Genomic DNA, 23,330 nt, shown 5'->3' on the forward strand with positions numbered 1-23,330 from the left:
GGCAGCTTCTATTCGTGGTTCATTAATTGAAATAAAAAAAATCAATCTTCAAGAAAATAAAAAATCCTATTATATAAAACAAGACCAGTGGCAAGAAATATTAGAAGAAGCCATAGAAGTTGCAATTAGTGATGCTAGTGTAGAAGTATTTGATGGAACTTATACACCTTTTCAACTTTTAGATATGGTTGATAAAAATCAAATAATAACAATAGCTCAAAATTTACTGGCACTCACTTATAACTACTCTAAAAAAGAATTACCTGCAATAGTTAATAACTTTTTGACTGAGTTGCCTGGTGGAGAAAATTGGAGATTAGGAAAATAATCATAGGGAGTAGGAAGTAGGGAGTAGGGTTCTGAGAAATAAGGTATCTTCTGTGAAATTGGTATAACAACTTGTTAAGTTACGAGTAAAAAGTTTAGAACTTACCCAGAGACTATAATATGTCTAGCGTTCAAAACTATAACGTTATGGTTTTTGAACTTGATATAGGGAGTAGGGAGTAGGGTTCTGAGAAATAAGGTATCTTCTGTGAAATTGGTATAACAATTTGTCAGGTTACGAGTAAAAAGTTTAGAACTTACCCAGAGACTATAATATGTCTAGCGTTCAAAACTATAACGTTATGGTTTTTGAACTTGATATAGGGAGTAGGGAGTAGGGTTCTGAGAAATAAGGTATCTTCTGTGAAATTGGTATAACAACTTGTTAAGTTACGAGTAAAAAGTTTAGAACTTACCCAGAGACTATAATATATCTAGCGTTCAAAACTATAACGTTATGGTTTTTGAACTTTATGTATAGTACCTTGGTCTAAGTCCTGAAGTTGTTAGCTTGTGGGTAGAGACTAGGAAAATAATTAGGGTTTGGTCTCCAAACCCCTACAGTTTTTTTCACAAGCCATTGCATAAAAATCAAGAGACGATTTTTCCGACTACCTCCTTTATGATTCCCATTTTTTCTGACTCCTAACCTCCTAATTACTTCCTGCTTTTGACTTTGTAGACTTCCTACCACGACCAGACTTTTTACTACTAGCTTTAGCCTTCAAAAGTTCTATCGCTTGCTCCAAAGTTACATCTTCAACAACCGTATCCTTTGGCAAAGAAGCATTTACCTTACCATGCTTCACATAAGGTCCATAGCGACCATCATAAATACCTACTGCCTCACCATCTTCAGGATGTTTACCTAAATCTTTAAGTGGAGGTGCAGCCTTAGCACTGCCACGCTTCGCCCTTTTAGGTTGAGCTAATAATTCCAAAGCACGTTCCAAAGTAATAGTCAAAACATCATCCCCAGCTTTCAAAGAGCGATAATCTTTACCAAGCTCCTTACCTTGGTCGTGAACAACATAAGGACCAAAACGTCCTAAATTAGTTTGAATTTTACAACCAGTTTCTGGGTGAGCGCCCAAAGTACGAGGTAAAGACAATAACCCTACCGCCATATCCAAAGTTACATCTTCCATCTTTACACCCTTCGGCAGTGAGCTTCGCTTTGGTTTTTTCTTACTTCCCTCTACCTCATCACCCAACTGTACATAAGGACCATAACGACCAGTCATTATATAGATAGGTTTATCTTCTTCTGGATGAATTCCTAACTCCTCAGGACCTTCTGTTTTTTGCTTCAGAATTTTCTCTATTTGTTCTGGATCTAAATCTGATGGAGTTAAATCTTCAGGAATAGAAGCCTTGACAACACCTTCACCATTTTCGGCCTCAATATAAGCACCAAACTTACCGATACAGATACGATAAGTCATCTCTGGTTCCTCATCCAAATTATCCAATTCAATGGTACGGGCTAACTTGGGGTCAATATGCTCTTCCTGTTCCTTAATTTGAGTATCCAGTCCAGTTTCTCCAGAATAAAATTCTCGTAGATATGGCAACCATTGAGCTTCACCAGTAGAAATATCATCCAGAGTCTGCTCCATACGGGCAGTAAACTTAACATCCACAAATTCAGGAAAGTGTTTTTCTAATAGACTTGTCACCCCAAAAGCAGTAAAAGTCGGAACCAAAGCATTATTCTGAAGTTTGGCATAACCACGGTCAACAATAGTACCAATAACAGTAGCGTAAGTACTCGGACGGCCAATACCTTCACTTTCCAGAGTTTTTACCAGAGATGCTTCGGTAAACCTAGCAGGTGGTTGAGTTTCATGCCCCACCACTTCTATTTCTTTGCAATTTGGATGATCGCCTTGTTTCAGAGGAGGTAAAGGTACTTCTTGATCTTCCAAAGCTGCTTCTGGATCATCAGAACCTTCAACATAAGCCCGAAGGAAACCAGGAAAGTCTATACGCTTACCATTAGAACGAAAACCTGCATCTTCTACTTGCAAGTTAACTGTAATGTGAGTTTGACGAGAGTCAGCCATTTGACAAGCTACTGTCCGTTTCCATATTAAGTCATAAAGAGCAAGTTCTTGACCACTCAACCCTGTTTCCTGGGGCGTGCGAAAAGTTTGACCAGCAGGGCGAATAGCTTCATGAGCTTCCTGAGCTCCTTTACTTTTAGTAGTGTATTGTCGTGGTTGGGGACTCAGATATTCTGGACCATACATTTTTTCCACACAACTCCGAGCAGCAGCGATCGCCTCATCAGACAAATGTACTGAGTCTGTCCGCATATAAGTAATAAAGCCCTGTTCGTATAGATTTTGTGCTGTCCGCATAGTTTGTCTAGCACCCATTCTTAGCTTACGGTTAGATTCTTGTTGTAAAGTAGAAGTGGTAAAAGGTGGTGATGGTTTACGCTTAACAGCTCGTTCTTCAACACTGTTAACAGTCCAAGGTTTATCCTGCAGCCGTTCCTTCAGAGCTTCTGCTTGAGCCTCATCCAACAAAACAACATTTCTACCCTCAGCTATTTTCCCTGTATTTTCATCAAAGTCACTACCAGTAGCTACTTTTGTCCCCCCAAGAGTAACAAGTTTAGACTCAAAAGGTTTGTTTGCCTGTTCTAAACTGGCCTTTAAATCCCAATAACCTCCTTGTTTAAAAGCTCGACGTTGACGTTCTCGAGTTACCAATAGTCGAACTGCTACTGACTGTACCCTACCTGCAGAGAGACCCCAGGCTATTTTTTTCCAAAGTACAGGAGAGAGAGTATAACCATAAAGTCTGTCCAGAATACGTCTTGTTTCTTGTGCTCTGACTAACTGTTCGTCTATGTTGCGACAATTTTCGATCGCCTTACGGATAGCTTCTGGAGTAATCTCGTGGAATACCATCCGTTTAGTAGGAACTTTTGGTTTTAGTAGTTGCAGTAAATGCCAACTTATGCTTTCCCCTTCCCGGTCTTCATCTGTGGCCAGAACTAATTCATCAGCTTCTTTCAAAGCATCTTTGAGTTCTTTCACGGTTTTCTTTTTATCTTTAGGGACAACGTAGACGGGTTCAAAATTTGAGTCTACATTTACACCTAAATGTGCCCACTTTTCTCCTTTATATTTTTCTGGTATTTCATCAGCAGAAGGTGGCAGGTCACGCACATGACCCATGGATGCCTCCACACGGTAGTCAGAGGGTAGATAGTTGCGTATAGTGCGGGCTTTAGTGGGAGATTCTACAATAACAAGGGTTGACATAAGACTTTATTTAAGATAATACAAGCTGGGATTTTATATTAGGAATGATATGCACTGGTGGTCAATGGGTCATTTCAATTATCAGTTATCAGTTATCAGTTATCAGTTAGCCTCCTCCGGAGGAGCTACGCTAACAGTACCTCTGCAATCAGGAGGCTTGAAATCTGGAATATTCTCTTTTTTTATCTCCTTAAAAGGGGAGGCTATTGACCAGAATTTTTTGGTCAGGATAAATAGAATTTCATTGTTTAGTTTGGTTAGGCATTACAGTATAAAGTCCTATTTTTTCTACGCTATCTTAATTTTTTGTTTCTGCCAAAACCTATAGCAATTTGCAACTTTACAAAGTACTGAGTTACTGGGTTTTTTAGATTTTTACTGAACAGAGAACTGGTATTAGAGCATTCTGGGTTTTGCTCCATCTTTATAATTAACTTATCTGCAATTAGCTATATGTTTGATGGACATAGGCTTTTATTTAGTAATCACTTTATAAGATTTGCTAGCATGACTTATTATTAATGTCAATATAATTAATAATTTTTTTATATTAGACCTCTTGCAGAAGTAAAAATTAAATCTTTTTGGGTCGATTTTTCTCAAAATCTATCAGAGAACCTTGAAAGAGGACTCCCGCTATAATTCCTAATTTAGCGGTGAGATGAATTTCAACAAATCTATTAATTGAGCGGAATGCGAATCAATCCAGTATCAGTTATAATATAGTTATTAACAAATGACAGTGGCATCGGTCAATTTATCAATGAAATACTTCCTTATGTATGCTGGAAAAGAGGTAAGTATTATGGAAAAGTTGACAAGGATTATACTTCTCAAGAATGCCCATTATGTGGGCAGATTGAAAAGAAAAAACTCTCTGATAGAAGACATAATTGCACCAACTGTGGTTATGAAATAAATCGTGATATAGCTGCTGCACCCACCCCCATCCCCTCCCGGGAGGGGAGCAAGAGGGGTGGGTGAGGTTTAATAGCCGTGGGGCACACGGTTAAAGAAAAGCGCACCGCCTGCGCTGAGGTTTCCGAGCGCGTAAAGACGGAGCAAGAAAGCTTGTGGAGATGGTAGTAGCGGGGGTACAACTCAGTTTATTTGATTTGTTGCCTAGTTAAGAATCTGCGAGACAAGAATCTCCCTTTATAATCACCAGATTTAACGGTGAGAGTGTCAATCCTGTGTTCCCCATTTCGGTTGTCCTGGGTCGCGTAATTGTGAAGATATATATTTTTTAATTTCTCCCCCCCATCCCCCCACACTAATTACTCCAATGCTACCGGAAATGTAGAATAAAATTATAGATATAGCACTACAAGAATTGGGCACGGACATTTTTCAATCCTAAAACCCTTTTACAGTTTGCTATTCCCTGTTCCCTGTTCCCTGTTCCCTGTTCCCTAGCGCATAGCGCTATAATTCTTAAGATTAAACTATGAATGTAACACTTGAAGAAGTAAACACCATTGACGAAAAACTTTCAAAACGTCACATAGACCTCGATGCAGGTGGTTACTTTATTATTTTTCTTGACCGAGAAGCAGGTTTAATATGTGCAAAACACTTTACTAATATTATTGACGACCGTGGTTTGGCTATAGATCCAGAAACAGGAAAACCAATTCCAGCAAAAGGCAAAGTAGAACGTACTCATACAAGAATATTTACTGCGAGAACTGCAAAAGAAATATGTGTAAAAATATTAGAAGAAACCCGCCCCTGTCCAGTCACAATGTTAGATCATGCTGCTTATTTGGGGCGGGAATTTGTGCGTGCAGAAATAGCTTTATTAAATGGTAAGGAATATATTCAGGATTAAGAAAAACCTTGATACCAAAAATAAGTAACCATCGGTACAATGGTAGCTACAACTAGCAATACAACAACTAAGATAGTTGCACTTTGATCGTCAGTTTCTTCTGCTGATTTAAAAGTAGCTACTACTTTTCCTGCAAGCTCATCCTTAACTTCCGGAGGGCCTGGATCAGATTCTCCAGATAATACAGCACTTAGGCGATCGCTAGCAGCTAAAAAAGCCTCATTATATTTGTTGCCATCTCTAATAGGTACTTGAATAGTTTCATCAACTATACTCTGAGTAATGTCATCAGACATTAGTTTTTTAACTTCATCGCCGATCTGAATAGCATCATTATTGGTGAGAGTATCTAATACTATTAAAGTTTGATTGACTTTTGTTTCTGGAGTAGGAAACCATTTGTCAAATAGCTTTTCCGTAAAACTATCCACAGTCTCACCATAGTCTAGACGACGGATAGTAACAAATCTAACTTCATTCCCAGTAGTATTGGCCAAATTTTCTAAAGTATTGTTCAGTTTACTTTTTGTTATCCGACTCAAAACTTCTGCATCATCAACGATAAATGTACTATCCCCTGCCACTAAACTTGGCATTTGATAGACTCCAGTTGCGGATGCAGAAGATACTGGCATAATAGTAGCCATAATAACTAATAGCAGAGATACTATTAAAGTATGAAGATTTTGAAAATTGAAGGTTTTATTGAATAGTTGTACCATCAGATACTTTCCAATGCTTGGTAAATAGTTAATTTTTTTTGAGTAAAGCTTTTTGCCACAGTCTATAGATAGTGGGAAAACTTTACTAGACTTTAATTTACTTTACCATTCTTATATCATCTCCGGTTGAATAGTTACACTTTGGAGGAATGAAGGCAGAAGGCAGAGGGCAGAAGGGAAGAAAAGATTAGAAAGGATAAAGTTTTTTATCACTAATTATCCGGATATAATATTACTATATAGAGAGCAAAAAAACTAAACAGAACCCACACTAGGTAGAGGAGGAAGGCAGAGGGCAGCTATGCTGAAAAATTTATAAAAGAAGGGCAAAAAAACGCGATCGCTATCACCGGACTTTGTATAATATCGTGTGTTAACACTTGACACGCACTGCTTAATCAAACTGATATAAAACGTCACATAGCGTGATATTTTAATGTTTACTTCCTCTACTTTTTTCTCTGGAGGAATTGTTTCTATATTGTTATGTTAATTCTTTGTTTCTCGGCTTTTTCGTGAACCAGCTTGATGTTAACAAATTATTTCTGTCATGCCTGAAAGGATGAATATATATGATTTTTTACTTCTGAAGGACAGAAATAATACCAGTTTTTCTTCTCATCAAATACCTTAGATTTTATTCCCATCAATGCCTTCATATTTATTTAGCAACACTACAGCATAAGCGGCAATACCTTCTTCTCGACCTACAGGACCTAATTTTTCATTAGTAGTAGCTTTAACGCTGACTTGATCTGCTTGTAACTCTAAAGTAGTAGCGAGGCGCGATCGCATTTCTTTTATATGTGGTTTGAGTTTAGGACGTTCTGCTACTACTACTGAGTCAATATTACTAACTTCCCAGCAGCTAGCCTTAACTAAATGATTTACACGATTCAACAATTCTATACTATCAGCTCCAGCCCATTGTGGGTCGCTGGGGGGGAAAAAATGGCCAATATCACCCAAACTCAGAGCGCCCAACATTGCATCCATAATTGCATGGGTCAAAACATCCGCATCGCTATGACCAAGTAATCCCATTTCATGGTCAATTTTGACTCCTCCAAGTATTAGAGGTCTTCCAGGTCCTAACTTATGGATATCGTAGCCATTACCTATGCGAAGATTCATTTTTCTAACTTATACCTTCAATAGTAGCTTGTTATCAGATTATTGTATAATACCAGTTTGATAAATCTTTGCTACAAATATTTAGGTTACTGCGATTGAGTCAGGAGACAGGAGTCAGGAGACAGAATAAATAAGTTTTATACCATTTTTCACATAGTAATTTATCTTTTTCGTCCAATAGATATTTCCTATAAATTATTTTAATACTCCTTATTATTTGTAGCATTCTTTTTTCAAATTGGTATAATACCATTTCTCAAAAGTTTTGCTACATCTCCTTGGGAGTAGGGAGTAGGGAGTAGGGTTCAAAGGCATAAGATATTTTGGATTAATGCAGATAATCCTCTACATTCATTACTGAATTATGATTATTACTTAATAACTGAAGTTCATCGGAAGTATAGCATTAATGCATGGGAATTGGTATAATATATCTTGATTGCATAAAACTACTTTTTTGTATTAATTTTATTGTCAGTAGAGGTAAGTTGTGGAGATTATATTAACTAAACAAGTGCTATTAACGGATAATTTTTTTTTAGAAGAAGATGAGGGAGAATTTTTTTTAGTTAATTCTCAACAAGAAGGTGAAGATTTTGTGTTGGATGATATGGCTGCTAAAATGCTATTCGCTTTAATAGGTTCCGGGTCAATTCAAGAGGCTTATGAGGATCTTTTAGAAGAAGAGCAAGTAGAGCCAGAAGTACTTAAAAATGATTTATTAGAGTATATTAGAGATTTAAGAAATGACGGCATTGTGAAAATTATCGATCAAGAAGATAATTTATCTGTTGTTAAAGAAGGGTAAAAAAATAGTCGATAAATTTGAGCTATATCGTGAAAGTTAACTATGATTTTCTACAAAAAAATTCAGCTACTAATTCAATAGATTCATAGGTTAAATTATCTATAATAATAACTATTTAATTCCACACCTGCTTTACTATTGAATTTTGCCCCCCTAGCCCCCCAACTTTGGGGGGAACAAGAGTCAATTTGCTTGCCCTATTCCCCCAATTTTGGGGGATTTAGGGGGCTTGGATGTAGCAAATGGGACTTCTCAGACAATCTCTTACTGATACTAAATATTAAATTAATTTTCACATTTACTTCTAAAAAAGAAGCTTCAAGACTATCATTCTATCAAATTATCGTCATTTTTTATCAAGTCTGGACGACGAGATTTTGTTCTTTGAATTTGTTGTTGGTAGCGCCATTCTGCTATTTTGGCATGATTTCCAGAGAGCAAAACTTCTGGTACTTTCCAACCACGAAAATTAGATGGTCGAGTGTAATGAGGATAATCAAGTAATCCAGATTCAAAACTTTCGTATTTCAGTGAATCAGCTTTACCTACTGTTCCTGGAAGTAACCTCACTACACCATTAATTAAAGCTAAAGCTGGTATCTCTCCACCTGTAAGGACAAAATCTCCCAGAGATACTTCTCTAGTAACTAAATATTGTACTCTTTCATCAATACCTTCATAATGACCACAAATTAAAATAAGTTGGTCATAGCCTATAGCCAACTGCTTAAATAGCTGCTGACACATTGTTTCTCCCTGGGGAGTTAAAAGAATCACTTCTCGTCGCGGTTTAGTTGTTAATGACTCTACAGCAGCAAATATAGGTTCTGGTTTTAACACCATTCCTACTCCCCCACCATAAGATTCATCATCAACCTTATGATACTTATCTGTGGTATAATCGCGAGGGTTAACCAAATTAACCTTGGCAATCTCTTTATCAAGGGCTTTCCCTAACAAGCCTGAACTTAGGGGTGTTCTAAAAAAGTCTGGAAACAGAGTTATAACATCAAATAGCACAAAACTTAAAAAATATACTTAGAGTGTCTTAAAAAATATAGAAATTGTTGAGATTAATCTTTAATTTAGCTACATAGCCGAGAAGCCTCACGCCATATTTGAAAAATTGGCGACCAGATGAATCGGTGGTAAATCAATTGGATTCGATGTCCAATTGATTGACAATACTATTCTGGAGTTTTTCACCATTATCTAAAAATTTCTGTTATTCTAGCAAAAATCAAGGCTAAAACTTGGGCAATCAACTGGATGGGGACAAATTCTAACTATTTTAATTGTCAAAGCTGTTAGCGCAGCTCCGGCCCAGGAGGCAAATGCTGGAGGTGAAGACTATAGCTGCGAACCCTCAAAAACAGAGCCAAAATTGTTCAAATTGTAGTGAAAAATTCCCCTAAAAATTACCAGAAAGAGCTCATTCCTGTGCCAATTGCTGTGTTATTATTGACCGCGATTTGTTTGCGGAGCATTCCGTAGGAAATGCAGCAATAAATATTAAAAATAGGGCGGTAGGGCATTCCGTCTTTAAAGCTCGTGGAGTCCGACGCAGTAGCGGGACTGAGAAACGAGAAGCCCACGCCATACCTGTAAGGTTAGCGTGGAAGTATGTCACACTATCCTAAAAGTTTACAAGTTAATCTAGCCAACTTTTGTTGAAAAATTCAATAGTTAGCTGGGGGCTTGCAAGGTTATAAGATAGCCTGTTATTATAACAGATTATTGAAATTATTGAAATTTAATGCGTACCTGCTGTCCAAGACTAATAAAATGATACAGTTAGAGTCTCAAGCTTCAAAACTAGATATATTACGTCCGACAAAAACAACCATTATGGTAATCGGAGGGGCGGAAGATAAAGTTCATGGAAAAGAGATTCTACAAACTTTTTTTAATCGTGCAGGGGGAGTAAATGGCAGACTAGCAGTTATCCCTTCTGCTTCGAGAGAACCAGGAGCACAAGGAGATAGATACCGCAAGGTTTTTGAAGAAATGGGTGCTGTAGGTCTCAAGATATTTGATATCCGGGAAAGGTATGAGGGAGAAAACCCAAGATGGTTAGAATCCTTAGAAGATTGTACTGGAGTATTTATGACTGGTGGAGACCAACTGCGTCTTTGTTCCCTACTGGCTGAGACACCTTTAATGGACGAAATCAGAAGTAGAGCTATAGAAGGAAAAATTGCTCTAGCTGGAACAAGTGCAGGAGCAGCAGTAATGGGACATCAAATGATAGCAAGTGGCGGTAGTGGCTCATCCCCCAATAAATCCTTAGTTGATTTGACAACTGGCTTGGGCATATTGCCTGAGTTAATTGTAGACCAACACTTTCATAATCGAAATCGTATGGCCCGTTTATTGAGTGCCATTGCCACCCATTCAGACAAAATAGGTATAGGCATAGATGAAGATACCTGTGCATTATTTGAAGGAAATAGTCAAATTCAAGTAATGGGTAAAGGTACAGTCACAATTATAGATACTACAGAAATTGCATATACAAATGCTACAAAAGTAGATGTAGCAGATCCTTTAAGCATATCAAATTTAAGAGTACATATAATGTGCCACGGCGATGGCTACGATCTCCATTCCCATACCATGAAACCAGGGCGATCTGAAACAATTATGCCTCTTGATTAGTTAATATAATTTCTGAAAAATTTACCAAATTCGTGACCAATTTGTTCTGGTAAATTAGCTAGTTTAGGGAACACAAAATCTAATTATAAACTGAACTGAATGTATTTTTTGTAGAACAAATATAGAAAGCCCAAATTCTTCTACAAAAGTTAGCGAAGAAGATGAGAGCCAGGCGGTTTTAACCCCTGGATGAAAAATGAGCCACGAGATTTATCCCGTAGCATCCTAAACAAGTGTATAGGATTATGTTATCACTATCCTATGAGTAAATTAACTTTGACACTAAAACTACCTTTTTATCGGCTTAATGCTTGTAAAGCTACTGAATTTGAGCGATTAACTTTGCTCAATACTGAAGTAGCTAATACGTTGCTTACAGTCCCTAGAATCTGAGCATCACCTTCAAATCCTCCTATGAAAATCCTCAAACTCCAGACATTACGTGGTCCAAACTACTGGAGCATCCGCCGGCATAAACTGGTGGTTATGCGTCTAGACTTAGAAGACCTGTACGAAAGATATACATCTGATATTCCTGGCTTCTACAAAGGATTAACCGAGGTACTACCAAGTCTTGTAGAGCATCATTGTTCCCCTGGTGTCAGGGGCGGTTTTCTCAGTCGCGTTGAAAAAGGTACATTAATCAGCCATGTCATAGAACACGTTGCCTTAGAACTTCAACAACTCGCCCAAATGCCAGTTGCTTTTGGTCGGACAAGGGAAACATCGACTCCTGGAATATTTCAGGTAGCAATAGAATATGAAAATGAACAAGCAGGTCGCTATGCTGCACGGGCAGCAGTAAGACTTTGCCAAAGTATTGTTGAAACAGGTACATATCCTACAACCGAGTTACAGCAAGATTTAGAAGACCTGAAGGAATTCAAAAGTCAGGCATCTTTAGGGCCAAGCACAGAAGCTATAGTCAAAGAAGCAGAAGCGAGAGGTATTCCCTGGACTCAACTAGGAGCCAGATTTATGATTCAGCTTGGCTATGGTATAAATCAAAAAAGAATTCAGGCCACCCTAAGTAATCAAACAGGGATTCTTGGTGTAGAACTTGCTTGTGATAAAGAAGGTACAAAAAGCATTCTCAAAGATTCTGGAATACCAGTACCTCGTGGTACAGTTATTCGCTACTTTGAAGACCTTCAAGATGCCATTGAAGATGTCGGAGGCTATCCCGTTGTAATTAAGCCACTAGATGGAAATCATGGTCGTGGAATTACTATTGATGTGAGAAACTGGGGAGAGGCTGAAGAGGCTTACGATTTAGCCAGCAGAGCTTCTAAAACAAAAACAGTAATTGTAGAACGTTACTACACAGGCAAAGACCACCGAGTATTGGTTGTAAATGGTAGAGTTGTAGCTGTGGCCGAACGAGTTCCTGCCCATGTAGTGGGAGATGGTAAATCTACAGTGGCAGAACTGATTGAAGAAACTAACCAAGATCCTCAAAGAGGAGATGGACATGATAACGTTCTGACTAGAATCACGGTGGACAAAGCTGCTCTTGCTATTCTGGAAAGACAAGGATATGGTATTGATTCAATACCAAGAAAAGGAGAAACTTGCTTTTTAAGAGCAACAGCTAACCTCAGTACTGGAGGTATAGCAGTAGACCGTACTGATGAAATACATCCAGAAAATGTCTGGTTATTGTCCAGAGCTGCGAAGATAATAGGTCTAGACATAGCTGGTATAGATGTAGTTACTGAAGATATCTCTAAACCTTTGCGAGAAGTAGAAGGAGTAATAGTAGAAGTTAATGCTGCCCCTGGTTTCCGGATGCACGTCGCTCCTAGTCGGGGTCTACCTAGAAATGTGGCCGGGGCAGTAATAGATATGTTGTTCCCTGGGTCTAAAAATGGCAGAATACCAATATTTTCAATTACTGGCACTAACGGCAAGACAACAACTACACGCTTGCTAGCTCACATAATGAAGCAGACTGGAAAAGTAGTGGGCTATACTACTACTGATGGTACTTATCTTGGTGAATATCTAGCAGAATCAGGAGATAATACTGGACCTCAAAGTGCTGGTTTAATACTTTCAGACCCCACTGTAGAAGTTGCAGTCTTAGAAACAGCACGGGGCGGTATTCTACGTTCAGGTTTGGGTTTTTCAGCTTGTGATGTAGGAATGGTATTAAATGTAGCTGCAGACCACTTGGGTATCGGAGATATAGATACTGTAGAACAACTAGCTCAACTCAAAAGTGTAGTTGCTGAGTCAGTAATGCCCAAAGGATATGCCATTTTGAATGCTGAAGATCCATTGGTTGCTGCAATGGCGGAGAAAGTTAAAGGTCAAATTGCTTACTTTTCAATGGAACCAAATAATCAACTTTTAGTTAAACATACAGAAGCTGGTGGTTTGGCTGCGGTTTATGAGAATGGTTATATTTCAATTCTGAAAGGAGACTGGACTTTAAGAATTGAAAAAGCAGTTAATGTGCCAATCACAATGGCAGGTAAGGCTCCATTTATGATTGCTAATGCTCTTGCAGCTTGTTTGGCAGCTTTTGCTCAAGGGGTGAAAATAGAGCATATTCGAGAAGGTTTGTCAACCTTTGTGGCTTCGGTAGATCAAACTCCAGGCCGGATGAATATGTTTAATATGGGTGATTATCATGCTCTTGTGGACTATGCCCATAATCCTGCTAGTTATGAAGCATTGGGTGGATTTGTCAGAAATTGGCCAGGAAAACGGATTGGTGTGGTTGGTGGGCCTGGCGATCGCCGTGATGAAGATTTTGTTTCTCTGGGCGAACTAGCAGCAGATATTTTTGATGAAATTATTGTTAAAGAAGATGACGACACTAGAGGAAGACCGAGAGGAAGTGCTGCGGATCTAATTTCTCAAGGTGTGAAGCAGTTTTTAAATCAAGCTAAAGATTCTGATTCAAAAGTTAGTTATGAATCAATTTTAGATGAAACAAAGGCTATTAATACAGCTTTAGATCGTGCTTCTGCTGGTGGCCTGGTAGTAATTTTACCAGAAACCGTAAGTCGGGCTATTAGTTTAATAGAAGCTCGTAACCCTGTTGAGGATCTTAAGTTACCGGAAGGTAGTCAAGCACCCTCTAATTCTTCAGAAGAATTAAATACTTCAATCGTACATTAAGTTAAATATCTAAATGCAGTAAAAAATAAAGAAGTAACAGTTGATTAGTCAAAAAAAGTTTAATCAACTTTCTTAGATTTAAACTGCTACTGAAAAAGGGGTTAAAAATTTTTAACCCCTTTAATTTTGTCAAAATTTGTTAGTTACTATTCTCAAGTCCACAGCGACTGGAACAGATGCAGAAGGTTTGCGCAGCATAACCTGAAGAATACAATCTTCATAAGTTTTTGATATTGCTTCCTATTGTCGCAATGACAACTATTAAACCAGATTCTATATGATCGGCAACAATTAATTACATTAAGCCAAGTTGAGAAAGGATACCTTGACCTGTGATGTATTCAGTGGCAACACCAATGATAAAGCCTAACATTGCCAGGCGACCATTCCAAGTTTCTGCAAAGTCGGTGAAGCCTACTTTTTTATCTTGATTTTCCATGATCATTAACCTCGTTATTATTTCAAGCTTATGTAATATAACTTAACGCAAAATTTCAAAAATGGCAACATTACTTAATATTTTTATTTGTCTAGACAATTAGTAGGTGGACTTCTATAGCAATGTGCCCTGGCATATTTACACATTATTTTTTTTTACATATTTTCGCTTACTGCATTTTAAGCTGGACATTGTAAATACCTGAGCGCTCATTGCTATATGTGTAATGCCAATTTAATGCGAAACTTCATAGAATTAGGTCATAAAAAGAATTCAGAATTTGTACAAATTCCTACAGCTAGACTCAAAGAAAGAATAGCTCTATTATGTGAAGAGTATGGGATTATATTCATAGAAACTTAGGAAAGTTATACAAGTATTGCTTCATTTTTAGATGGTGACAATCTACCTAATTATGGTGAAAAACCCAATGATTGGAAACCATCACCGAAAAGAATAAAGCGTGGTTTGTATAGAAGTAGTAATAATTGGTTAATTAATGCAGACTGTAACGGGGCTGCAAATATAATCACAAAAGTAAGCAGCAAAGCAGTAGGGGCGATTCGCGAATCGCCCCTACTTAAGCCGACTGTGTAGGGGCACCGCGGAAATTGTCCCCAGAGGGTATATCTTTGGTCAGCTAAGAAAAAACGAAAGCTATGTAATTAAATATCAATACTTCTTTGCCTAAAAACCCTACCTTTGCAAAGATACCAAATGGCTTTTATAGCGTTTCTCAGACTAATGAGGTATACCTACCTTTTTAAGCTATGCGGGGGGATATAAAACTGTACCTCATACAATTGAAAAGTGCTATAGCACAACAACACCATTAAAGCTACAAACAAGGTAAACTAACTATTGAGTCCGATCGCAAAGTAATTCTTCGACTAAAGTAGCCCTTTTGCCTGTTATGAATTTTTGGACACTTGTACTTGTATAGATGAAAAAATTTATACTAGCAGTGGCCTTAGTTAAGAATACTACAAAATTTAGTAGGGAATAAAAAAGAATATGGAAGGTTGTACAGTTACGGATCTAAAGATTGATAGTAAAAAAAACTGCTATGTTCTTGATGCTGAAGCTATGCGACAGATCCAGGAAGAAACAGCAGTTTCGGCAAAATTAGAACCAGGAATCTATGTAATCAGAATCCGTAGTGGTTCATTTGGATATAAAAATGACACAAATAACATTGGTGAACCCATGGTTATGTTGTGGATTTATGGTGGTAAGTTTATTAATAAAAAAACCAACTTGGAAGTTGAAGCTACTTGGTCAACTTTAAATGGTGATGACGATACATTAACTTTAGAAGTGCTACAAACAACAAATATTTGTGCATTTTTCTTTGATAGTTACATTGAGGATAATCAAGGAGAATTGACAATTTCTATAGTTAAAATGTGAAGTAATTTTTTTTTACCAAGAGTCATAAATTTAAAAAAGCACTGTTGGTTGATTTAAATTTACATAGAAGTAATTAATACTATATTGTCTCAAAATATATGTATTTAGGGTTTGCTGAAAAAGTCTTTTAACCCACCCCTCGCCCCTCCCCCTCCCAGGAGGGGAAGACAGGAGACAGGAGAAATAGGGGCGTTGCTGAATACTGGGATGATTGAGGCCGACACGGGGACACGGGGACACGGGGACACGGTGAGGGAGAGACACGGAGAGGGAGAGACACGGGGATTATAGTTGATCCTCTGTGATCAAATCATCCCGCAATTATGCAATGCCGAAATAGGAATTTAGAGGAGATAGGAGTAAGAATTGTCCCAAGGTTGTTCTACCCAACTATGCGCCTAAAATACGCTCCTTTTTGAGCGTTTTAGACTGAAAACCAGGCATTTTTTTCATCCAAAAAAAGGCTAAAGTCTTTATATGTGAATGCTTTTAGATTTAATCAGCAAGCCCTATTTAGATTAAAAAACTCTCAGTAAAAAGCTAACTGAGAATGTAATTACAAAAATTATTGATAAGGAACTTAGCCTTCAGTTGAAAAAAATTAACTGTCAATTTATTAGTAAAAAACTAATAGCTGATAGGGAAGTTATATTCAAGCTGAAGGCTAATTGTTAAAGGTTAATTTAACCATATTTTGTAAACCTAAAAACTAGATAAAAATGTCTTCATCTACCCAAAAATTAGTTCAAATTTCAGCAATATTACTAACCTTAACTACTACTGCGAAGCCCTTAGCTGCTTCTAGTTTATCTTTTTCAAATAATATTACTGTAGCTCAATCTGTTAACTCAAATACTGTCTACTCATTACCTGAGTCACTGCCCAGTGGTACAAAAATCAGATTACATGGCTCTAATAGTATGACAGTCATTAATCGATCGCTAAAACAGCGTTATGAAGAAAAATTTCCAGACGCTCAAGTTGAACTAGCAGCAGGTAATACCAGTGAAGTATTAGAAGCACTCCTCAAAGGAGAAACAGAAATAGCAGCAATAGGACGTCCATTAACTGCTTCGGAAAAAGAGCGAGGATTAGTTGAAGTTCCGATTGAGCGTGGCAAAATTGCTGTGATAGTTGGTCCTGAAAATCCATTTCTAGAAAATCTCTCATTCGATCAATTTGCCAAAATACTCCGGGGAGAAGTCACAAACTGGTCAGAAATAGGCGGCCCTAAAGTCCCAATTCGCTTTATCGATCGCCCAGAGTTTAGTGATACCAGGGAAGCTCTTAAAAGTTATGATGTGTTTAAAAAAAATCCATTTCAGACAGGGAGTAACGCTACTCAGGTATCTCAGGATGATACAGCAGCAGTCATAAAAGAACTTGGTAAAGATGGAATTAGTTATGCGATCGCTGACCAAGTCATAAACAAAGGAGATGTTCGGATCATCTCGATGCACAAAACCCTACCGGACGATCCTCGTTACCCATATTCTCAACCCCGTAACTATATTTATAACAAAGATGCTGCTCCTCCAGAAGTTCTAGCATTTATGGGTTTAGTTACTTCTCCAGTGGGTAAAGAAGTTGTGGCGACAGTAGATAAAGAAGGGGAAACAGATTCTGCTATTTCTTCTGGAGTAACAACTACAACCAATTCAGATACTGCAGCAGATACAGCAACAAATCAATCCAGTCCAGATGCTCAAACTGAGAAAGCAGAAAACTCAGAAGTTTCGGGAGCAGTAGTAACATCACCCAGTCCAAATACTTCCACAGCTAATGAAGCAAACTCTTCAGAGGTAGTAGCTTCACCTAGTCCCGCTCAATCAGATACTGCAACAAATCAATCCAGTCCAGATACTCAAACTGAGAAAGCAGAAGACTCAGAAGTTTCGGGAGCAGTAGTAACATCACCCAGTCCCGCTCAATCAGATACAGCACTACTACCAAATGATACTAGCCAGGAAACAGAAACAGGAGGATTCCCCTGGTGGCTCATTTTTTTGTTAGGAATTCCTTTACTAGGGGCCTTGATTTGGGGACTGCAGAGAGGACGTGGAGATGATTCAGCACAAACAGATACAGATATAGAAACTTTCACTCCAGTAGATGGAGATGACAGTACAGGGAGAGCGAGACCAGAAGCAGGGGTAGATACGACAACATCAGATACACAAACAACAACCGTTGATGGAAATGAAACAACTCCAACAGGTGGCATAGGAGTAGCACCAATAGCAGGAGGATTAGGAGTAGCAGGATTATTAGCAGCATGGGCAAATCGAGAAAAAAATAGTCAAATCATTCTCATACGACAGTCAGCTGAAAGTGGATTAGCAACTTGGTTCGTTCCAGAAGAAGACCAAGATGCAGCTAAGTCCCTAGGAGGTCAACAATATCAATTGCGGGTTTATGATGTTACAGATATTGACCTAGACTCACAACCTGCTCATAGTGTGCAGCAGTATGATTGCTCAGAATCAACCACAGATCAAGAACTAGATTTTCTAGTACAAGAACATGAGTATCAGGCAGAAATAGGTTATGTGACTGATGATGGTGAGTGGTTAAAGTTAGCTCGTTCTGAGAAACTGAGGATATCAGAAGAAGAAACAATACCAACACAACTAGAAACTAGGACCGTTGATGAAAGTGAAAGTACGGGAATATTAGTACCAGAATCAGCATCAGAAACAACAACCGTTGATGAAAATGAAACAACTCCAACAGATGGCATACCAATAGCACCAATCGCAGGAGGATTAGGATTAGCAGGGTTATTAACAGTATGGGCAAACCGAGCTAAAAATAGTGAAATTACTCTCACAGAACAGCCTAATCAAAGTGGATTAGCAACTTGGTCAGTACCAGAAGCAGACAAAGATGCAGCTAAGTCCCTAGGAGGTCAACAATATCAACTACGGGTTTATGATGTCACAGATATAGATATAGACTCAGAACCGACTCAAACTGTGCAGCAGTATGATTGTTTAGAATCAACCACAGAAAAAGAATTAGATTCTCTAACACCAGAACATGAATATCAGGCAGAAATAGGTTATGTGACTGATGATGGTGAGTGGTTAAAGTTAGCTCGTTCTGAGAAACTGAGGATATCAGCACCAGAAACAGATGTAGAAACTACTACTCCAGTTGATGAGAGTGAAAGTACAGGTTTCTCAACACCAGAAGCAGGAGTAGATACAACAGAACCAGATACAGACACAGCGACCGTTGATGAAACTCCAACAGATGGCATAGGAATAGGTCAAATAGCAGGAGGATTAGGATTTGCCGGGTTATTAGCAGCATGGGCAAACCGAGCTAAAAATAGTGAAATTACTCTCACAGCACAGCCCAATCAAACGGCATTAGCAACTTGGTCAGTACCAGAAGCAGACAAAGATGCAGCTAAGTCCCTAGGAGGTCAACAATATCAACTACGGGTTTATGATGTCACAGATATTGACCTAGACTCACAACCTGCTCATAGTGTGCAGCAGTATGATTGCCCAGAATCAACCACAGAAAAAGAACTAGATTCTCTAGAACCAGAACATGAGTATCAGGCAGAAATAGGTTATGTGACTGATGATGGTGAGTGGTTAAAGTTAGCTCGTTCTGAGAAACTGAGGATATCAACACCAGATGTAGAAACTACAACTCCAGTGGATGAAAGCGAAGGTACGGGAATATTAGTACCAGAAGCAGGAGTGGATACAACAGAACCAGATACAGATACAACAACCGTTGATGAAACTCCAACAGATGGCATAGGAATAGGTCAAATAGCAGGAGGATTAGGATTTGCCGGGTTATTAGCAGCATGGGCAAACCGAGCTAAAAATAGTGAAATTACTCTCACAGAACAGCCTAATCAAAGCGCATTAACAACTTGGTCAGTTCCAGAAGCAGACAAAGATGCAGCTAAATCCCTAGGAGGTCAACAATATCAACTACGGGTTTATGATGTTACAGATATTGACCTAGACTCAGAACCAGCTCAAAGCTTACAGCAGTATGATTGCCCAGAATCAACCACAGAAAAAGAACTAGATTCTCTAGAACCAGAACATGAATATCAGGCAGAAATAGGTTATGTGACTGATGATGGTGAGTGGTTAAAGTTAGCTCGTTCTGAGAAACTGAGGATATCAGTACCAGATGTAGATGTAGAAACTACTACTCCAGTTGATGAGAGTGAAAGTACAGGAATATCAGTACCAGAAGAAGGGGTAGATACAACAACACCAGATACAGACACAACTCTCGTTGATGAAAATGAAAACATTTCAACAGGTGGCATACCAATAGCACCAATTGCAGGAGGATTAGGATTTGCAGGATTATTAGCAGCATGGGCAAATCAACAAAAAAATAGTGAAATTACTCTCACAGCACAGCCTAATCAAAGCGCATTAGCAACTTGGTCAGTACCAGAAGCAGACAAAGATGCAGCTAAGTCCCTAGGAGGTCAACAATATCAACTACGGGTTTATGATGTCACAGATATAGATTTAGATTCAGAACCGACTCAAACTGTGCAACAGTATGATTGTTCAGAATCAACCACAGAAAAAGAACTAGATTCTCTAGAACCAGAACATGAATATCAGGCAGAAATAGGTTATGTGACTGATGATGGTCAGTGGTTAAAGTTAGCTCGTTCTGAGAAACTGAGGATATCAGCACCAGAAACAGATGTAGAAACTACAACTCCAGTTGATGAGAGTGAAAGTACGGGAATATTAGTACCAGAAGAAGGGGTAGATACAACAGCACCAGATACAGACACAACCACTGTTGAGGAAAATGAAAACATTTCAACAGGTGGCATACCAATAGCACCAATTGCAGGAGGATTAGGATTTGCAGGGTTATTAGCAGCATGGGCAAACCGAGCTAAAAATAGTGAAATTACTCTCACAGCACAGCCTAATCAGAGTGCATTAGCAACTTGGTCAGTACCAGAAGCAGACAAAGATGCAGCTAAGTCCCTAGGAGGTCAACAATATCAACTACGGGTTTATGATGTCACAGATATTGACCTAGACTCAGAACCAGCTCATAGTGTGCAACAGTATGATTGCCCAGAATCAACCACAGAAAAAGAATTAGATTCTTTAGCACCAGAACATGAGTATCAGGCAGAAATAGGTTATGTAACTGATGATGGTGAGTGGTTAAAGTTAGCTCGTTCTGAGAAACTGAGGATATCAGCACCAGAAACTGCCACTCCAGTGGATGAGAGTGAAAGTACAGGTTTCTCAACACCAGAAGCAGGAGTAGATACAACAGAACCAGATACAGACACAACGACCGTTGATGAAACTCCAACAGATGGCATAGGAATAGGTCAAATAGCAGGAGGATTAGGATTTGCCGGATTATTAGCAGCATGGGCAAACCGAGCTAAAAATAGTGAAATTACTCTCACAGAACAGCCAAATCAAAGTGCATTAGCAACTTGGTCAGTACCAGAAGCAGACAAAGATGCAGCTAAGTCCCTAGGAGGTCAACAATATCAACTACGGGTTTATGATGTCACAGATATTGACCTAGACTCAGAACCAGCTCATAGTGTGCAACAGTATGATTGCCCAGAATCAACCACAGAAAAAGAATTAGATTCTCTAGAACCAGAACATGAGTATCAGGCAGAAATAGGTTATGTGACTGATGATGGTCAGTGGTTAAAGTTAGCTCGTTGTGAGAAACTGAGGATATCAGCACCAGAAACTGCCACTCCAGTGGATGAAAGCGAAGGTACGGGAATATTAGTACCAGAAGCAGAGGTAGATACTACAGAGACAGAAACAACTCCCGTTGATGGAAATCAAACAACTCCAACAGATGGCATCGGAATAGGGCAAATAGCATTAGGATTAGGAATTGCAGGGTTATTAGCAGCATGGGCAAATCGAGAACGGGAGCGAAATAGTAAAATAAATCTGACATCTCATCATAGTAAAAGTGCATCAGCAACTTGGTCAGTACCACAAGCAGACAAAGATGCAGCTAAATTATATGGAGGTCAGCAATATCAACTGCGGGTTTATGATGTCACAAATATCGATCTAGAATCACAACCAGCTCATAGTACCAGGTATTATGATTCCGAAGAGTCAAATCAGCAGTGGCAAGTAGGAAATTTACTAGACGATCGTGAATATCAAGCAGAAATAGGCTATGCTACTGATGATAGTCAGTGGCTACTATTAGCTCGTTCTAACCGAGTTCGGATATCAGAATATCGTGTAGATGAAAATATAGATGTAGCAAAAGAACCAGAAAAATTAGGTAAAACAGCGGTAAAATGGGTATTACCTCCCTGTAAAATTACTATTACTCCTGAGAATGCAGAGAATATGATGGTAGGTTGGGAAGTTCCTCAAACTGTGAAAAATGCAATCAAAGAACAGGGGGGAGAGCAATATCAGTTGCGAATTTATGATGTTACAGGTATTGACTTGGATACACAGCCAGCATACAATGTACAAGCCTATGATTGTGAGGAATCTACTGAGCAAATGCAAGTACCTGTTTTTGTGAGTGACCGCGATTATCAAGCAGAAATAGGCTATGTCACCGATGAGGGTGAGTGGTTAAAATTGGCTCGTTCTAACCGTATCCGGATGCCTGTACCTAATTTTACTGTAGACAGTGATGCAGTGGAAAGTACACAGTTAGAGACAACTCCGACTACAGCGACTATTCCAGAGGAAGCATTGAAATCCAGTTGGATCGCTATAGTACCTCACGATCGCCAGAGTGCTTGTGTTCATTTAGTAGTTTCTCAAACTGCTAAAGATGCAGCAAAACAACAAGGTGGACAGCAATATCAATTGCGGATTTATGATGTTACAGATGTTGATATAGACTCACAAGAAGCTCAAAAGATACAACAATACGATTGTGAGGAGTCTATCCAGAAACAGAAGATACCTATCAATACTACTTCTGTTAGTAGTTATGTTGATTATTTAGCAGAGATTGGTTATGTCACTGATAATTTGCAGTGGCTAAGGATTGCTTGTTCTGATCCATTGCGAATACCTGTTTTGACTCGAACTGATGATATTGAGGCAGTAGAAACAATTATTCCTGGTGAAGCAACTATTGGTACAGATGTAATATCTCAAGTATCAGAAAGCAAAGAAGAAGCAGCGATCGCAACAAGCAATATTAATCCTGGTGACTGTGAGATTCAGCATCTTGTTGTCCATAGTCGTAACAATTGCTATTCACTAAGTGATGCACAAATCAAGGGACTGCAAGAAACGGCCGTCTCTCAAACCCTTGAACCAGGGATTTATGTTATGCGGATTAAAAGTGGTACATTTGGTTACGGTTCTAATGTCTGTCCCTCTGGTGAACCATTTGTTTTACTTTGGATTTTTGGTGGAAAAGTGAAGAATCAAAAGACAAATATTCCGGTTGGGCAAACTTGGTCAACTTTGAACGGGTATCAGGAAACACTAACGTTAGAGGTTTTAGAAACGACTACTTTATATGTCTTTTTTGTTGATACTTATACTGATGATAATAACGGAGAGCTTACTGTTTCTGTAGCTAAGTTATATTCCTGAAA

General features: G+C 38.6%; 12 protein-coding genes and 2 pseudogenes. 9 read left to right on the top strand and 5 right to left on the bottom strand.

The genetic code is table 11. From position 1 onward, the window contains the following. Positions 1-328 (top strand): annotated as a pseudogene (locus F6K54_RS07990) (hypothetical protein); the annotation flags it as partial. 652 nt (positions 329-980) lie between these two features. On the opposite strand, the gene topA reads toward F6K54_RS07990, so the two are convergent. Then, a complete protein-coding gene (topA, locus tag F6K54_RS07995; RefSeq protein WP_293076277.1) occupies positions 981-3,605 on the bottom strand; it encodes a type I DNA topoisomerase in 2,625 nt (874 codons plus the stop codon). A gap of 768 nt (positions 3,606-4,373) precedes the next feature. Here topA and F6K54_RS08000 point away from each other — a divergent pair. Together F6K54_RS08000 and F6K54_RS08005 are read left to right on the top strand one after the other, a co-directional pair. Continuing rightward, positions 4,374-4,589 (top strand): zinc ribbon domain-containing protein, encoded by a 216-nt coding sequence (locus F6K54_RS08000; protein ID WP_366558077.1) that lies wholly within the window; start codon positions 4,374-4,376, stop codon positions 4,587-4,589. Between the two features lie 463 nt (positions 4,590-5,052). Further along, the gene (locus tag F6K54_RS08005; RefSeq protein ID WP_293076278.1) at positions 5,053-5,436 is read left to right on the top strand and encodes a DUF4346 domain-containing protein; all 384 of its coding nucleotides are present in this window, start codon (positions 5,053-5,055) and stop codon (positions 5,434-5,436) included. On the opposite strand, the gene psb32 is transcribed toward F6K54_RS08005, so the two are convergent. After that, complete coding sequence (gene psb32 / locus F6K54_RS08010) at positions 5,433-6,158, bottom strand: photosystem II repair protein Psb32 (protein ID WP_293076280.1); 726 nt, start codon at positions 6,156-6,158, stop codon at positions 5,433-5,435. The genes F6K54_RS08005 and psb32 overlap by 4 nt on opposite strands. Positions 6,159-6,788: 630 nt before the next feature. After that, the gene (ispF, locus tag F6K54_RS08015) at positions 6,789-7,292 is read right to left on the bottom strand and encodes a 2-C-methyl-D-erythritol 2,4-cyclodiphosphate synthase (protein ID WP_293076282.1); all 504 of its coding nucleotides are present in this window, start codon (positions 7,290-7,292) and stop codon (positions 6,789-6,791) included. 490 nt (positions 7,293-7,782) lie between these two features. Here ispF and F6K54_RS08020 point away from each other — a divergent pair, with 490 nt between their 5' ends. After that, entirely contained in the window at positions 7,783-8,100 is a 318-nt protein-coding gene (locus F6K54_RS08020; RefSeq protein ID WP_293076284.1) for a PqqD family protein, read from the top strand. A gap of 327 nt (positions 8,101-8,427) precedes the next feature. On the opposite strand, the gene trmD is transcribed toward F6K54_RS08020, so the two are convergent. Beyond that, complete coding sequence (gene trmD, locus F6K54_RS08025) at positions 8,428-9,120, bottom strand: tRNA (guanosine(37)-N1)-methyltransferase TrmD (RefSeq protein WP_293076286.1); 693 nt, start codon at positions 9,118-9,120, stop codon at positions 8,428-8,430. 765 nt (positions 9,121-9,885) lie between these two features. Here trmD and F6K54_RS08030 point away from each other — a divergent pair. After that, positions 9,886-10,758, top strand: a complete 873-nt coding sequence (locus tag F6K54_RS08030) for a cyanophycinase (protein WP_293076288.1) — start codon at positions 9,886-9,888, stop codon at positions 10,756-10,758. A gap of 414 nt (positions 10,759-11,172) precedes the next feature. Beyond that, the gene (gene cphA / locus F6K54_RS08035) at positions 11,173-13,887 is read left to right on the top strand and encodes a cyanophycin synthetase (protein ID WP_293076290.1); all 2,715 of its coding nucleotides are present in this window, start codon (positions 11,173-11,175) and stop codon (positions 13,885-13,887) included. 295 nt (positions 13,888-14,182) lie between these two features. On the opposite strand, the gene F6K54_RS08040 is transcribed toward cphA, so the two are convergent. Then, the gene (locus F6K54_RS08040) at positions 14,183-14,332 is read right to left on the bottom strand and encodes a high light inducible protein (RefSeq protein ID WP_293076292.1); all 150 of its coding nucleotides are present in this window, start codon (positions 14,330-14,332) and stop codon (positions 14,183-14,185) included. A gap of 252 nt (positions 14,333-14,584) precedes the next feature. Between F6K54_RS08040 and F6K54_RS08045 the strand changes: the two are divergent. From F6K54_RS08045 to F6K54_RS08055, 3 genes and pseudogenes are all read left to right on the top strand, one after another. After that, positions 14,585-14,923, top strand: a pseudogene (locus tag F6K54_RS08045) (RNA-guided endonuclease TnpB family protein); the annotation flags it as partial. A 417-nt stretch (positions 14,924-15,340) separates the two neighbouring features. After that, positions 15,341-15,736 (top strand): hypothetical protein, encoded by a 396-nt coding sequence (locus F6K54_RS08050; RefSeq protein WP_293076294.1) that lies wholly within the window; start codon positions 15,341-15,343, stop codon positions 15,734-15,736. 719 nt (positions 15,737-16,455) lie between these two features. Beyond that, complete coding sequence (locus F6K54_RS08055) at positions 16,456-23,328, top strand: DUF4912 domain-containing protein (protein WP_293076296.1); 6,873 nt, start codon at positions 16,456-16,458, stop codon at positions 23,326-23,328. Positions 23,329-23,330 lie beyond the last annotated feature (2 nt).

Source organism: Okeania sp. SIO3B5 (assembly GCF_010692555.1).
Taxonomy (GTDB): Bacteria; Cyanobacteriota; Cyanobacteriia; order Cyanobacteriales; family Microcoleaceae; genus Okeania.

What these genes read in the sequence shown, in the direction of transcription:
- topA (WP_293076277.1), bottom strand. Translation starts at nt 3,605, where the DNA reads ATGTCAACCCTTGTTATTGTAGAATCTCCCACTAAAGCCCGCACTATA.
- F6K54_RS08005 (WP_293076278.1), top strand. Translation starts at nt 5,053, where the DNA reads ATGAATGTAACACTTGAAGAAGTAAACACCATTGACGAAAAACTTTCA.
- psb32 (WP_293076280.1), bottom strand. Translation starts at nt 6,158, where the DNA reads ATGGTACAACTATTCAATAAAACCTTCAATTTTCAAAATCTTCATACT.
- ispF (WP_293076282.1), bottom strand. Translation starts at nt 7,292, where the DNA reads ATGAATCTTCGCATAGGTAATGGCTACGATATCCATAAGTTAGGACCT.
- F6K54_RS08030 (WP_293076288.1), top strand. Translation starts at nt 9,886, where the DNA reads ATGATACAGTTAGAGTCTCAAGCTTCAAAACTAGATATATTACGTCCG.
- cphA (WP_293076290.1), top strand. Translation starts at nt 11,173, where the DNA reads ATGAAAATCCTCAAACTCCAGACATTACGTGGTCCAAACTACTGGAGC.
- F6K54_RS08040 (WP_293076292.1), bottom strand. Translation starts at nt 14,332, where the DNA reads ATGATCATGGAAAATCAAGATAAAAAAGTAGGCTTCACCGACTTTGCA.
- F6K54_RS08050 (WP_293076294.1), top strand. Translation starts at nt 15,341, where the DNA reads ATGGAAGGTTGTACAGTTACGGATCTAAAGATTGATAGTAAAAAAAAC.
- F6K54_RS08055 (WP_293076296.1), top strand. Translation starts at nt 16,456, where the DNA reads ATGTCTTCATCTACCCAAAAATTAGTTCAAATTTCAGCAATATTACTA.